The 13409-nt window shown below is 59.7% G+C and carries 12 protein-coding genes and 1 tRNA gene; 7 read left to right on the forward strand and 6 right to left on the reverse strand.

Annotation, left to right across the window (positions count from 1 at the left end):
* Positions 1–48 precede the first annotated feature (48 nt).
* A complete protein-coding gene (locus ACQZ48_RS12490) occupies positions 49–387 on the forward strand; it encodes a hypothetical protein (protein WP_137410307.1) in 339 nt (112 codons plus the stop codon).
* 131 nt (positions 388–518) lie between these two features.
* Here the strand turns inward: ACQZ48_RS12490 and ACQZ48_RS12495 are convergent.
* The 4 genes from ACQZ48_RS12495 to ACQZ48_RS12510 form a co-directional block, all read right to left on the reverse strand.
* Positions 519–608: transfer RNA gene (locus ACQZ48_RS12495), tRNA-Ser, on the reverse strand.
* 87 nt (positions 609–695) lie between these two features.
* Positions 696–860 (reverse strand): hypothetical protein, encoded by a 165-nt coding sequence (locus ACQZ48_RS12500; protein ID WP_077982291.1) that lies wholly within the window; start codon positions 858–860, stop codon positions 696–698.
* Positions 861–1188: 328 nt separating this feature from the next.
* Complete coding sequence (locus ACQZ48_RS12505; protein ID WP_077982290.1) at positions 1189–1416, reverse strand: hypothetical protein; 228 nt, start codon at positions 1414–1416, stop codon at positions 1189–1191.
* 15 nt (positions 1417–1431) lie between these two features.
* Positions 1432–1695: a hypothetical protein gene (locus ACQZ48_RS12510; protein WP_003502742.1), complete on the reverse strand. Its 264-nt coding sequence runs from the start codon at positions 1693–1695 to the stop codon at positions 1432–1434.
* A 137-nt stretch (positions 1696–1832) separates the two neighbouring features.
* Here ACQZ48_RS12510 and ACQZ48_RS12515 point away from each other — a divergent pair, with 137 nt between their 5' ends.
* From ACQZ48_RS12515 to ACQZ48_RS12525, 3 genes are all read left to right on the forward strand, one after another.
* The gene (locus ACQZ48_RS12515; RefSeq protein WP_077982289.1) at positions 1833–2552 is read left to right on the forward strand and encodes a hypothetical protein; all 720 of its coding nucleotides are present in this window, start codon (positions 1833–1835) and stop codon (positions 2550–2552) included.
* 138 nt (positions 2553–2690) lie between these two features.
* Positions 2691–4184 carry a D-alanyl-D-alanine carboxypeptidase gene (locus tag ACQZ48_RS12520; protein ID WP_191218283.1) on the forward strand — a complete coding sequence of 498 codons (1494 nt, stop codon included), beginning with the start codon at positions 2691–2693 and terminating at the stop codon, positions 4182–4184.
* Between the two features lie 83 nt (positions 4185–4267).
* On the forward strand, positions 4268–4528 hold the full coding sequence (locus ACQZ48_RS12525; RefSeq protein ID WP_077982287.1) for a hypothetical protein: 261 nt from the start codon (positions 4268–4270) through the stop codon (positions 4526–4528).
* Positions 4529–4625: 97 nt separating this feature from the next.
* Here ACQZ48_RS12525 and gyrA read toward each other — a convergent pair whose 3' ends face one another.
* Positions 4626–7418, reverse strand: a complete 2793-nt coding sequence (gyrA, locus tag ACQZ48_RS12530; protein ID WP_191218282.1) for a DNA gyrase subunit A — start codon at positions 7416–7418, stop codon at positions 4626–4628.
* Positions 7419–7635: 217 nt separating this feature from the next.
* On the opposite strand from gyrA, the gene ACQZ48_RS12535 reads away from it, so the two are divergent.
* Both ACQZ48_RS12535 and ACQZ48_RS12540 read left to right on the forward strand, forming a co-directional pair.
* Complete coding sequence (locus tag ACQZ48_RS12535) at positions 7636–8265, forward strand: MarC family protein (RefSeq protein ID WP_080790741.1); 630 nt, start codon at positions 7636–7638, stop codon at positions 8263–8265.
* A 132-nt stretch (positions 8266–8397) separates the two neighbouring features.
* Positions 8398–9546 carry an HPP family protein gene (locus ACQZ48_RS12540; protein ID WP_448728864.1) on the forward strand — a complete coding sequence of 383 codons (1149 nt, stop codon included), beginning with the start codon at positions 8398–8400 and terminating at the stop codon, positions 9544–9546.
* Between the two features lie 68 nt (positions 9547–9614).
* Here the strand turns inward: ACQZ48_RS12540 and ACQZ48_RS12545 are convergent, their stop codons facing one another.
* Positions 9615–10196, reverse strand: coding sequence for a single-stranded DNA-binding protein (locus ACQZ48_RS12545; RefSeq protein ID WP_448728865.1), 582 nt, complete (start codon positions 10194–10196; stop codon positions 9615–9617).
* 264 nt (positions 10197–10460) lie between these two features.
* On the opposite strand from ACQZ48_RS12545, the gene uvrA reads away from it, so the two are divergent.
* Positions 10461–13382, forward strand: a complete 2922-nt coding sequence (gene uvrA / locus ACQZ48_RS12550; RefSeq protein ID WP_077982283.1) for an excinuclease ABC subunit UvrA — start codon at positions 10461–10463, stop codon at positions 13380–13382.
* Positions 13383–13409: the final 27 nt, after the last annotated feature.

A 13409-nucleotide genomic window follows, 5' to 3' on the forward strand; every position in this document is an offset into this window, starting at 1 on the left:
CCCCGCAAAGAAACGAGCTTTCCGCCGGTTTCGGCTGAGGGAGGAAACATGATCAAGCCAATGAAAACCACAGCTCTTGCGATGGGCATCGCCTTGGTATCCTTCGCCGCGCCGATCCCCGCAGGTGCGCAGGACATGGAACTCAGAATCGGCCCCGACGGCGTTCGCCCCATCATCCGCGATCGTGACCGGGACGTAGACCGCCGCGGCCCGCCCCGCATGCGCGGCTGTAGCGAACGCGAAGCCCGCGCCGCCGCCCGTGAGGCCGGCCTGCGCGATCCCGAGGTCGTGCGCGTCACCCCGGGTCGTGTCGTCGTAGAAGGCTTCACGCGCCGGGGACCGGATCGCATCACCTTCGCCAATGAGCGGGGCTGCCCGGAAATATGATTGCATCGACAAAATGGAACCCGCTGCACAGCGGGATTCCCGCTCGCGCTGTTTTCCAGCCATTCCAAAGCCAGGAAGCGGGATCGAAGCATCCCTCACCGCAGCATTGTTCGAATGATTTTAAAGCTTGATGGCAGATGGGGTGGGATTCGAACCCACGGTACGCTCTCACGCACGCCGGTTTTCAAGACCGGTTCCTTAAACCACTCGGACACCCATCCATCGGTGGTGAGGCTTTATAGCGGTTTGAAAAAGGTCGTCAATCCCGACCGGTCGAGCGGCGTCGCTCTTCTTTCGTGGTTGGCAGATCATTGCCCCGGTGTCGTTGCCGGCGGCAACAGGGATCCGTCACCTGAAGGTATCGACGGCGCCTGCTGAGCCGTATCGAATAGCGTCAGGCTTAGAACGATTGCCACAAGCGCCAGCAAAAGCGCCACAAAGAGGATTCCCGATTTATCCATGCGTTTGCTCATGTCACGTTATCTTAAAGCCGAATATGTGCAATTCTGGGCAACGCAAAGAACAAAGTGAAAGTCTGTCAAGTTGTCTTACAGATTCGGCCAACTTATCGTTCAAAAATCCGCGAATTGGGTGAAATTTATGCATAGGCGTACTGTTTGAGACGGAAATGGCCTATCGCGTCAGCACTATTGTCATTTATATCAGGCCATCGCTCCCGGGCATTGCCCAACTTTCCCCGAGCGATCAACCTGCCCCGCCTCTTTGCGGGGCTTTTTTTCTATTATGACCACAAAAAAAGAAGCGTGACCGAAAGGCCAGCGGGCGATAACCGCCATCGTCTCAGACGCCGATGCTCGGCCCGCCATTGCCGTGCCGGCCGTCACCTCGAAGAATATCCTCGAACAGATTTAGCAGCGCCGGCGGCAAGCTATCGGACAACTCGGTGATGATTTCGTTGGCGCGATTATAGGAATAGATGGCCGAGAGCGTCAGCACCAGCAGCACGATCCACGGCCAGATCGGCTTGCGCCTTTGCGGCGCTCCGTTCGGTTGTTGTGGTAAGGTCATGCCGGCACCTTTCCTTCAGGCCTTCACGCGCGGCTCGCCTCCGGGCGCATAGGCGGTTTTCTGCAAGAAACGGAATATATTGCCGCACTGGGCGCAGCGGATCATGAAATCCGTCGGATCGCCCGAGACGCGCTCCGCGCGAAATCCGCGCGGCATTTCATCAATGCGAAAATCGACGTCCCGGCGGCTCTTGTCATCCGATTCCGACGCTTCGGCAAAACCCTGATGACCACATTTGGAACATTCGAGCTTCCGGGAATATCTGTCGCGCGCTGCCATATGCCGTCCTTTGCTTGGTTGTTATCAGGTAGCAGCGGCAAAACATCATTTCAATGCCGATCGCCTCGGGTTAAAGCTTTGCACGGCTATTTCCCGGCGGGAAACGCATCCGGCGGCCGGAATGAATATGGAAGCCCATGAACGACCAGAAACCTCTGCTGTCATCATCACTCGTCCTGCGGTCCGTCCTTATCGCCGCAATTCTGCTCGTCTTTCTCGGCGTCCTAAATGTCGGCATCAAATGGTATGGCGAGCGGATTCTTCAGGCCGGCCAGACGACGGACACCGAAGAGGTCGAGATCGTCATCGGCAACGACCGGCTGAAGCTTGCCAAAAACACCCTGCGGGCGCCTTCCGAGCGCCTCGGTGGAGAACGGGAGCGCGTCGACCTTTATCTAAGCTGGCCTGATCTCAAGGGGTATGAGGAAGCGAATCGCGCCGTTTTCGACGATCCCGCGCAGGCGGCAGGTCTGATTTTCATCCAGCTTTCACAAAGCACCATGTCCGAGGACATGTCCGGTCGTTTCGGGCCGATCTATTCGCGGCTGACGGAGGGAGAGCCGATGCCGTTGAAGCACGGCCTGCTGCTGCACCGTCTGCGGACCGATTCCGGCTATGGCAAGGAAGTCATATTGACCGGCGATCGCGATGGCAAAAGCGTTTATGTGGTGCGCTGCCTGCTGCCGCAAACGCCGCAGGCGGCCACCGGCAGCGATTGTCAGAGGGATATTCACGCCGGACAGGACCTCAGCCTGTTCTACCGTTTCTCCTCCGCCCTGCTGCCCCAATGGCAAAAGCTGGATGCGGAGGTGAAAAACTATATCGAGCGCCGCCTCGTAAAAGACGGAAATCGGTGAAACAGCACGGCACAGATTGGGTGCGAAAAGTCGCATTTTATGGAAGGCGGATACCTTTCATAAACCACTTGGTAACGCCAACCCGATAAAGTTTTGTCTCGGAGCATCGGGCGGGGCGTGTCCGAGCGGAACAGAAATATGCGATTGAAGAGTTCAGCAGTGTTGAAAAGTCTATCCGGGGCACATTCGCGCAAAGCGGGTGCGACGTCTTTTGTGAGGTTTATTGCGTTAACCCTTGCTGCGGCGTTCATAACCGCAACATCCGTTCAAACCGCAAAGGCCGATCCGAAATATGCGGGCATCGTCGTCGATGCCAAGACCGGCAAGGTTCTTTATGGCGAGGATCCGGACGGGCTGCGTTATCCGGCGTCGCTGACAAAGATGATGACGCTTTATCTGACATTCGAGGCGCTCAATACCGGACGTATCTCGCTCGATTCGAAGGTGCCGGTGTCAGCCAACGCCGCCAAGGAGCCGCCGTCCAAGCTCGGCGTACGCGCCGGCGGCAGCATCACCGTGGAACAGGCCATCCTTGCACTGGTCACCCGGTCCGCAAATGACATGGCAACCGCGCTCGGCGAATATCTCGGCGGCTCGGAAGACCGTTTCGCCAGAATGATGACCGCCAAGGCCCGGGCGCTCGGCATGACCCGCACGACCTATCGCAACGCCAACGGCCTGCCCAACACGGCGCAGATGACAACGGCACGCGACCAGGCCCGTCTCGGTATCGCGCTTCGCCAGCATTTCCCGCAATATTACGGCTACTTCTCCACCCGTACCTTCAACTTCGGCAAGCAGGTTATCGGCAACCATAACCGCCTTGTCGGAACCGTGAAGGGTGTGGATGGCATCAAGACCGGTTATACCCGTGCAGCCGGCAGCAACCTTGCCACATCGGCTCAGCTTGACGGACGTTCCATCGTCGCCGTCGTTCTCGGCGGTCGCTCCAGCGCTGCCCGTGACGCCACCATGCGCAAGCTTGTCGCAACATACCTGCCGCAGGCATCGCGTGGCGGCAACAGCAACCTGATCGCGCAGACCCGCTCCGCACCGGTCGAAGAGCCTGCCGCCGTAGCCGCTGCCGTTCCTTCCGTGGCGGTTGCTGCAACGGCAGCCGGCCTGCCCAATTCCGGTCCAGTCCCGCAGGCCCGTTACGAGGAAGCGCCGGTCACCGCTTTTGCAGGCTCCTCTTCCAATGCGGCCGTCAAGGCAATGGAAGCCGCAACCTGGCAGAAGGGCAAGGACCCGATTGCTCGTGCGCCTTCCGCGCCGGACCGTAAGCTGATCACCAACTCGACCAAGGTGGATAATATCGTCACCGCGTCCACTACGACACCTGTCGTCTCCGCCCCTTCAGTTTCGGCCAGGTCGGAAATTCCGCAGGGAAGCTGGGTAATCCAGATCGGAGCATCTCCCGACGAGAACTCCGCGCGCGGCCTGTTGCACAACGCGCAGGAAAAAGGCGGTGCGGCGCTGCGCTCCGCAAAGCCCTTCACGGTTGCCTTCAACAAGGACGGCTCCCAGATCTACCGCGCCCGTTTCGGCGGATTCGATGGCCAGAACGCCGCGGTGAATGCATGCAATGCATTGAAAAAGAAAGGCGTCAGCTGCTGGGCGTCACTCCAGTAACAGACGTTTTCGCAGGCGGTGGTTCACGCTCGAAACATCGCCTGTCTCCTCGAAATTTGTAATGTGTAGCGAGGCTTTCCAAGATGGCAGTCAACGAGAATTATTCGGACATTGCGTCTGGCAACGGGCATGGCAACCTGTCGGTTCTGCATCCCATTCACGAGGCGGCGATGCGTATCGCCGATCTGGGTCTTAACCGTTCCAAGGCGAAGACGCGCGATCTCGTGGCGCTGCTTCTGTCGCATGGCGCCCGCGCCTGGCGCTCCAATCAGCCGGAAGCAAACATCCACCTTCATGTCGCAAGCCGCTCGGGCCGCGCACCGGTGCATATTCGGATCCGCTGAAAATCAAACGCAGTCGACAAGACGCAAGCAAAAAACCCCGCGGAGCCTGAGCGCCGCGGGGTTTTTCTTGATTGGTAACCGAAGATAACGAGGCGGCTTACGCCTCGCTTTCCGGCGCCTCCGGCGTATCAGGCAGATCGGCGGCAGCGTCTTCGCCATTGCCGTTTTCCGCTTCGTCGTCGCCTTCCGGCTCGTTGATACGCTCCACGGAAACCACCTTCTCATCCTTGGCGGTCGAGAAAATAGTCACGCCCTTGGTGGCGCGGCTGGCGATGCGGATTCCGTTGACCGGAACGCGGATGAGCTGACCGCCATCTGAAACCAGCATGATCTGGTCGCCCTCTTCCACCGGGAAAGCAGCGACGAGTTCGCCGATCTCGTTGGTCTTTGCCGTATCGGTGGCGCGGATGCCCTTGCCGCCGCGACCCGAGGTGCGGAAGTCGTAAGAAGAGGAACGCTTGCCGAAGCCCTTCACGGAAACCGTCAGCACGAATTCTTCACGCGCCTTCAGTTCCTGATAACGCTCTTCGCTGAGTTCACCCTCTTCTGTAACTTCCTCGCCGACGAGCGCAATATCGTCCTCATCAACGCCTGCGGCACGCCGCTCGGTAGCCGAACGCTTCAGATAGGCCGCGCGCTCCCACGGTTCAGCTTCCACATGGCCCACAATGGTCATGGAGATGATGCGGTCGCCCTCGGCCATGTTGATGCCGCGCACACCGACGGAGTTGCGGCCGGCAAAGACGCGCACATCGTCCACGGGGAAGCGGATGCACTGGCCGAGCGCGGTCGTCAGCAACACGTCGTCGCGGTCCGTACAGGTTTCGACGGAGAGGATTTCATCGCCCTCCTCGTCCAGCTTCATGGCGATCTTGCCATTGCGGTTGACCTGCACGAAATCGCCGAGCTTGTTGCGGCGAACCGTGCCACGCGTCGTCGAGAACATTACATCCAGCGTTTCCCAGGTCGTTTCGTCCTCGGGCAACGGCATGATGGTGGTGATGCGCTCGCCGGGCTCCAGCGGCAGCATGTTGATGAGGGCCTTGCCCTTGGACTGCGGCGTGCCGATCGGCAGACGCCAGACCTTTTCCTTGTAGACGATGCCACGCGAGGAGAAGAACAGGACAGGCGTATGGGTATTGGCAACGAAGAGACGGTTGACGAAATCCTCGTCGCGCGTCGCCATGCCGGAACGGCCCTTGCCGCCGCGACGCTGCGCCCGATACGTGGTCAGCGGCACGCGCTTGATGTAGCCGAGATGCGAAACGGTGACGACCATGTCCTCGCGGGCGATGAGGTCTTCATCGTCCATATCTGGGCCGCCCTCGACAATCTCGGAACGGCGCGGCGTGCCGAACTCATCACGGACGGCGACAAGCTCGTCCTTGACGATCTGCTGGATGCGCAGGCGCGACGACAGGATTTCCAGATATTCGGATATTTCAGCGCCGATCTTGTTCAGTTCGTCGCCGATTTCATCGCGGCCGAGCGCTGTGAGGCGGGCAAGGCGAAGTTCGAGAATGGCGCGCGCCTGCTCTTCCGAGAGATTGTAGGTGCCGTCTTCATTGATGCGGTGGCGCGGATCGTCGATCAGACGGATCAGGCTTTCCACATCCTGCGCCGGCCAGCGCCGCGTCATCAGCTCTTCGCGGGCCGAAGCGGGATCGGGCGCATGGCGAATGACGCGGATGACCTCGTCGATATTGGCGACCGCAATCGCCAGACCGACCAACACATGCGCGCGCTCACGCGCCTTGCGCAGCAGATATTTGGTGCGGCGGCTGACGACATCCTCGCGGAACGAAACGAAAGCGCGCAGCATGTCGAGCAGTGTCATCTGCTCCGGCTTGCCGCCGTTCAGCGCCACCATGTTGCAGCCGAAGGAGGTCTGCAGCGGCGTGTAACGGTAAAGCTGGTTCAGGATGACATCGGCATTGGCATCGCGCTTCAGCTCGACGACCACGCGGTAGCCCTGGCGGTCGGACTCGTCGCGCAGGTCGGAAATGCCCTCGATGCGCTTTTCCTTGACCAGTTCGGCCATCTTTTCGATCATCGACGCCTTGTTCACCTGATAGGGAACCTCGGTGATGATGATCTGCTCGCGGTCGCCGCGCATCGGTTCGATGGTGGCGCGGCCGCGCATGATGACCGATCCGCGACCCGTCTCGTAAGCCGAGCGGATGCCGGACCGGCCCATGATCAGCGCGCCGGTCGGGAAATCCGGGCCGGGAATGATCTGCATCAGTTCCGGCAGCTCGATCGCCGGATTTTCGATGAGAGCGATACAGCCGTCGATAACCTCAGAAAGATTGTGCGGCGGAATATTGGTGGCCATGCCGACCGCAATGCCGCCTGCCCCGTTGACCAGAAGGTTCGGGAACTTGGCCGGAATGACGACCGGCTCTTGCAATGTGCCGTCGTAGTTGTCACGGAAATCGACCGTTTCCTTGTCGAGATCGTCGAGCAGCGAATGCGCGGCCTTGTCCAGACGGCATTCGGTATAACGTTCTGCCGCCGGCGGATCGCCGTCGATGGAGCCGAAATTGCCCTGCCCGTCGATCAACGGCAGGCGGAGCGACCAGTCCTGCGCCATGCGCGCCAAAGCGTCGTAGATCGCCGAATTGCCGTGCGGATGGAATTTACCCATCACGTCCCCGGTAACGCGGGCGCATTTGACGTATTTTTTGTTCCAGTCGATGCCGAGTTCGGACATGCCGTAGAGGATACGACGATGGACCGGCTTCAGGCCGTCTCGCACATCGGGAAGCGCGCGGGACACGATAACGCTCATGGCGTAATCGAGATACGACCGCTGCATTTCCTCCATGATGGAAATCGGTTCAATGCCTGGCGGAAGTTTTCCGCCGCCGGGGGGGCTCTGGTCAGTCAAAACGGATCACATTCTCTGTTAAGAATCGGATGGATTTTTATAGCGGAAACAGCAACGTTAAGCCAATTTCCCGGCGAGTTTTGAACAGGCTTTTGCGTCATTTGCAAGACGAACGCCGCTTTTCACGATTTAGCCCGGCAAAAGTGGGTCCGTTCCCTTTCAAAGCAGCCACGACTTGCGTAGGGTCATATGCAAAAAGGCAATAAGCGGGGAAAGAATGGCCAGCAGCGAAACGCTCATCAATGCGCTCACCACACTTCTGGTCACACTCGATCCACCGGGTCTCGCACCCGTTTTCCTGGCGCTCACCGTCGGCATGACGCGCGACCAGCGCAGCCAGGTGGCGCTGCGCGGCTCCATCATCGCCTTCGGCATTCTCGCCGTCTTCGCGCTTTTCGGCCTCGCGATCCTCAATCTTCTCGGCATCTCGCTCGGCGCCTTCCGCATCGCCGGCGGCCTTCTGCTGTTCTGGATTTCCTTCGAGATGATTTTCGAAAAACGCCAGGAGCGCAAGGAAAAGACTTCCGAAATCGCCATCACCAGGGACCAGCTTCACAATCTGGCGGTCTTTCCGCTGGCGCTGCCACTGATCGCCGGGCCGGGCGCGATTTCAGCCACCGTGCTGCTAGCCGGATCGATGAAGACCACGGTCGAGATGGTGGTGCTCATCCTGATCCTCGCTTTCGCCATGGCCCTCGTTTATGCAGCACTGATCGTCTCGGAACGCATGGACCGCTTTCTCGGCAATACCGGCCGTGCGATCCTCACCCGGCTGCTCGGCGTGCTGCTGGCGGCACTATCAGTGCAATTCGTGGTCGACGGCATAAAATCGGCCTTTGATTTCTGATCTTCGGTGCGATCCCATGTCCGCGCAACAAAATCCCGTATGCGGTTATAACTCTGGAAAATCCGCGCTTTAAATCCGGCCGGCATTTCGGCTAAAAGACGCGCATCTTTTCCAGTCTCGAAAGTTGTTCTCATGCGCTCCACGCTGCGCCGCCTCATCCCGGATGCCGCCCCCGTCAGCAACAGGGAAAGGCTGCGCTCCGCAAGCGGCGCCTTTTTAGGCATTCTGCTGACTGGGCTTCTCGGCAGTTTGGCTCTGCGTTTCGATCCCACCCTGCCCGCCATGATCGCACCGATGGGCGCCTCGGCCGTGCTTTTATTCGCCGTGCCCTCCAGCCCGCTGGCGCAACCCTGGTCGATCCTGTGCGGCAATCTCGTATCGGCTTTCGTGGGTGTAACCGCAGCGCTACTGGTGCCGGATCCATTCCTCGCCAGCGCGCTCGCCGTCAGCCTTGCCATTGCCGCCATGATGGCGCTGCGCTGCCTGCATCCGCCAAGCGGTGCCGTCGCGTTGACGGCCGTTCTCGGCGGCCCCGCCGTACACAGCCTCGGTTATGACTTCCTGCTCTGGCCGGTCGCCGGAAACTCACTGATCCTTCTGGCACTCGCGCTCGTCTATAACAATGCCACCGGCCGCACTTATCCCCACGGCCTGAAGTCTGGAAAGGCCGCCCATGGGACCACCGATCCCACCCCTCTCCAGAAAATCGGCTTTTCCTCCAGCGATCTCGATGAGGTGCTGAAGGAATATGACGAGTTTCTCGATATTGACCGGGACGAGCTCGAAGCCATCCTGCGCAAGACCGAACTGCGCTCTTACCGCCGCCGCGCGCTGCATCTCGATTGCGCCAGTGTCATGTCGCGGGATGTGATCGGTGTCGCCCCCGATGACAGCCTGCGCCACGCCCATGCGTTGATGCGCAGCCACCATTTCAAGGCACTGCCCGTCACCAATGATAAGGCCGAAATCCTCGGCATCGTTACCCAGACCGATTTCCTGGAGAAGGCAAGCTGGAGAAACGGTCGCCCCTCCATCGGCTTCCTGCAGCGGCTGCGCCGGATTCTATCAGGCGCAAGCGCCCCCAACGATACCGTCAAGGACATCATGACCTCCCCGGTAAAAACCGTGCAGCCTGAAACCTCGATCGAGGAGGCCATCATCCGTTTTGCGGAGGAAGGTCTACATTACCTGCCGGTTATCGACGCCAAGGGAAAGATGGTGGGCATCGTGTCGCAATCGGATGTCATGGTTGCGATGCTGGCGGACAAGGTGGCGGCCTGAGCCGATCTAAAATTAAAGGCGGGCAGCAGCCTTGCTACGCCCGCCTTCCACAATCTGCGAGCTTCCACTCAGAACGGGATATCGTCATCCATATCGTTGGAGAATCCACCGGAAGGCTGGCCGCCGCCGCTACGGGAAGAGCCGCCGCGCGACGAGGACTGCTGGTCGTAACCGCCGCCATAGCTGGAGCCGCCGCCACTGCCATAATCGTTGCCGCCGCCAAAATCTCCACCGCCGCTACGGCCGCCGCCTTCGCCGCGACCGTCAAGCATGGTCAGAGTAGAGTTGAAGCCCTGAAGCACGATTTCGGTGGAGTAACGGTCGTTACCGGTCTGGTCCTGCCATTTGCGCGTCTGCAACTGGCCTTCAATATAGAGCTTGGCGCCCTTCTTGACATATTGCTCGACCACCTTGCAAAGGCCTTCGTTGAAGACGACGACGGTGTGCCATTCGGTCTTCTCGCGGCGCTCGCCGCTGTTACGGTCCCGCCAAGTCTCCGAAGTGGCAATGCGCAGATTGGCGATGGGGCGGCCATCCTGCGTCCGGCGGATTTCGGGATCGGCGCCCACGTTTCCGATCAGAATTACCTTGTTTACGCTACCAGCCATCTCGTCATCCTGTCCGCCGGCCATCATGACCGGCAATTGCATTTCAAAAAATTCGCCACACAATAGCTGCCGCCGCCCGCAAAGGGCACCGCAGCCGGGGAACTATCCACAAAGAATAATCTTAAGCTGCGGGAGCAGACATTCGCGCTTGCAATTCGTTCCTTTTTTGTTCTATTAAATCGCAGATTTCGAGTCAAGCATTCCGAAAAGCTGCGACCGATTGGGAATAGACCTCGACACATCCGGCTGCGTCACTACATAAGGACGCGCTGCCATCAAGCCTGTTATTTTTGTCCGAGCCTTGTCATGAGTGAACTGAAGACGATTTCCATCCGTGGCGCCCGCGAGCACAACCTCAAGGGCATCGATCTGGACCTGCCGCGCAACAAGCTGATCGTCATGACCGGCCTTTCCGGTTCGGGCAAGTCGTCGCTTGCCTTCGATACGATCTATGCCGAGGGCCAGCGCCGTTATGTCGAAAGCCTTTCGGCCTATGCGCGCCAGTTCCTGGAAATGATGCAGAAGCCGGATGTCGACCAGATCGACGGCCTGTCGCCGGCAATCTCCATCGAGCAAAAGACAACGTCGCGCAATCCGCGTTCCACGGTCGGCACGGTCACCGAAATCTATGACTATATGCGCCTGCTGTTCGCCCGCGTCGGTGTGCCCTATTCGCCGGCGACCGGCCTGCCGATCGAGAGCCAGACGGTCAGCCAGATGGTCGACCGCATCCTCGCTTTCGAGGAAGGCACGCGTCTTTATATTCTTGCGCCGATCGTGCGCGGCCGCAAAGGCGAGTACAAGAAAGAACTAGCCGAGCTGATGAAAAAGGGCTTCCAGCGCGTCAAGGTGGATGGCCAGTTCTACGAGATCGCAGACGTTCCTGCCCTCGACAAGAAATACAAGCACGATATCGACGTGGTGGTCGACCGCGCCGTCGTTCGCCCGGATATGGCCGCACGCCTTGCCGACAGTCTCGAGACCTGCCTCAAGCTCGCCGACGGGCTGGCAATCGCCGAATTCGCCGACAAACCTCTGCCGCCGGAAGAAACCGCCGCTGGTGGCTCCGCCAACAAGTCGCTTAACGAGACCCATGAACGGGTGCTGTTTTCGGAAAAATTCGCCTGCCCCGTTTCCGGTTTCACCATTCCGGAAATCGAGCCGCGGCTGTTCTCCTTCAACAATCCCTTCGGCGCTTGTCCCAGCTGCGACGGTCTCGGCTCGCAGCAGAAGGTCGATGAAAACCTCATCGTACCGGAGCCGGCCCGTACGCTGCGCGACGGCGCGATAGCGCCCTGGGCCAAATCCTCCTCACCCTATTACAACCAGACACTGGAAGCGCTCGGCAAGACTTTCGGCTTCAAGCTGTCGAGCAAATGGTCGGACCTGTCGAAAGAAGCGCAGCACGCCATCCTGCAGGGCACCGATGACAAGATCGAATTCAACTATCAGGACGGCGCCCGCTCCTACAAGACGGTGAAGAATTTCGAAGGCATCGTGCCCAATCTGGAACGTCGCTGGAAAGAGACCGACAGCGCCTGGGCGCGCGAAGAAATCGAACGTTACATGTCGGCGGCCCCCTGCCCGGCCTGCGCCGGTTATCGCCTGAAGCCGGAAGCGCTCGCCGTCAAGATCAACAAGCTGCACATCGGTGAAGTTACCGAAATGTCGATCCGTACGGCGCGCGACTGGTTTGAGGTGCTGCCGGAAAACCTCAACGCCAAGCAGAACGAAATCGCGGTGCGTATCCTCAAGGAAATCCGCGAACGGCTGCGCTTCCTCAACGATGTCGGGCTGGATTATCTCAGCCTGTCGCGCAATTCAGGCACGCTTTCCGGCGGTGAAAGCCAGCGTATCCGTCTGGCCTCGCAGATCGGCTCGGGCCTGACAGGCGTTCTCTATGTTCTCGACGAACCCTCGATCGGACTGCATCAGCGCGACAATGCCCGCCTGCTCGATACGCTGAAACATCTGCGCGATATCGGCAATACCGTCATCGTGGTCGAACACGACGAAGATGCCATTCTGACGGCGGATTATGTGGTCGACATTGGCCCGGCGGCCGGTATCCACGGCGGCCAGGTCATTGCCGAAGGTTCGCCGCAGGAGGTGATGGCCAATCCAAAATCGCTGACCGGCAAATATCTCTCCGGCGAACTCGGCGTTGCCGTGCCGGCTGAGCGCCGCAAGCCCAAGAAGGGCCGCGAGATCAAGGTGTTCGGTGCACGCGGCAACAATCTGAAGAATGTCACCGCAGCTGTGCCGCTTGGCGTCTTCACCGCCGTAACCGGCGTATCTGGCGGCGGCAAGTCCACCTTCCTGATCGAGACGCTTTATAAATCGGCGGCGCGCCGGGTGATGGGTGCGCGCGAAATCCCGGCCGAACACGACCGCATCGACGGTTTCGAATTCATCGACAAGGTGATCGATATCGACCAGTCGCCCATTGGGCGCACACCGCGTTCCAACCCGGCCACCTATACCGGCGCCTTCACGCCGATCCGCGACTGGTTCGCCGGCCTGCCGGAAGCAAAAGCGCGCGGTTATGCGCCCGGCCGCTTCTCCTTCAACGTCAAGGGCGGACGATGCGAGGCCTGCCAGGGCGATGGCGTCATCAAGATCGAGATGCACTTCCTGCCCGACGTCTACGTCACCTGCGATGTCTGCCACGGCAAGCGCTACAATCGCGAGACGCTGGATGTCACCTTCAAGGGTAAATCCATCGCCGATGTCCTGGATATGACGGTCGAGGAAGGTGTGGAGTTCTTCGCGGCGGTTCCGGCGGTGCGCGACAAGCTGCAATCGCTGTTTGATGTCGGCCTCGGTTACATCAAGGTTGGCCAGCAGGCCAATACGCTCTCCGGCGGCGAGGCGCAGCGCGTCAAGCTCGCCAAGGAACTGTCAAAGCGCTCGACGGGCCGCACGCTCTATATTCTCGACGAGCCGACGACCGGCCTGCATTTCCACGATGTCAACAAGCTGCTGGAAATGCTGCATGCGTTGGTCGAACAGGGCAATTCCGTCGTGGTGATCGAGCACAATCTCGAAGTCATCAAGACGGCGGACTGGATCATCGATATCGGGCCTGAAGGCGGCACGGGCGGCGGCGAAGTGGTGGCGACCGGCACGCCGGAGGACATTGTGAAGGTCGAGCGTTCCTATACCGGTCATTTCCTGAAGGAGCTTCTGGAGCGCCGGCCAGCCGGAAAACGGGAGGCTGCGGAGTAATCCGCAGCTTTCGTCGCAAGGGTACGA

The organism is Agrobacterium sp. 22-209-1, assembly GCF_053522485.1.

Bases quoted from the DNA above. Each gene is read 5' to 3' on its own strand.
- ACQZ48_RS12545 (WP_448728865.1), bottom strand. From the start codon at position 10,196: ATGCAATTGCCGGTCATGATGGCCGGCGGACAGGATGACGAGATGGCT.
- ACQZ48_RS12500 (WP_077982291.1), bottom strand. From the start codon at position 860: ATGAGCAAACGCATGGATAAATCGGGAATCCTCTTTGTGGCGCTTTTG.
- ACQZ48_RS12540 (WP_448728864.1), top strand. From the start codon at position 8,398: ATGCGCTCCACGCTGCGCCGCCTCATCCCGGATGCCGCCCCCGTCAGC.
- ACQZ48_RS12510 (WP_003502742.1), bottom strand. From the start codon at position 1,695: ATGGCAGCGCGCGACAGATATTCCCGGAAGCTCGAATGTTCCAAATGT.
- uvrA (WP_077982283.1), top strand. From the start codon at position 10,461: ATGAGTGAACTGAAGACGATTTCCATCCGTGGCGCCCGCGAGCACAAC.
- ACQZ48_RS12490 (WP_137410307.1), top strand. From the start codon at position 49: ATGATCAAGCCAATGAAAACCACAGCTCTTGCGATGGGCATCGCCTTG.
- ACQZ48_RS12520 (WP_191218283.1), top strand. From the start codon at position 2,691: ATGCGATTGAAGAGTTCAGCAGTGTTGAAAAGTCTATCCGGGGCACAT.
- ACQZ48_RS12515 (WP_077982289.1), top strand. From the start codon at position 1,833: ATGAACGACCAGAAACCTCTGCTGTCATCATCACTCGTCCTGCGGTCC.
- ACQZ48_RS12535 (WP_080790741.1), top strand. From the start codon at position 7,636: ATGGCCAGCAGCGAAACGCTCATCAATGCGCTCACCACACTTCTGGTC.
- ACQZ48_RS12505 (WP_077982290.1), bottom strand. From the start codon at position 1,416: ATGACCTTACCACAACAACCGAACGGAGCGCCGCAAAGGCGCAAGCCG.
- ACQZ48_RS12525 (WP_077982287.1), top strand. From the start codon at position 4,268: ATGGCAGTCAACGAGAATTATTCGGACATTGCGTCTGGCAACGGGCAT.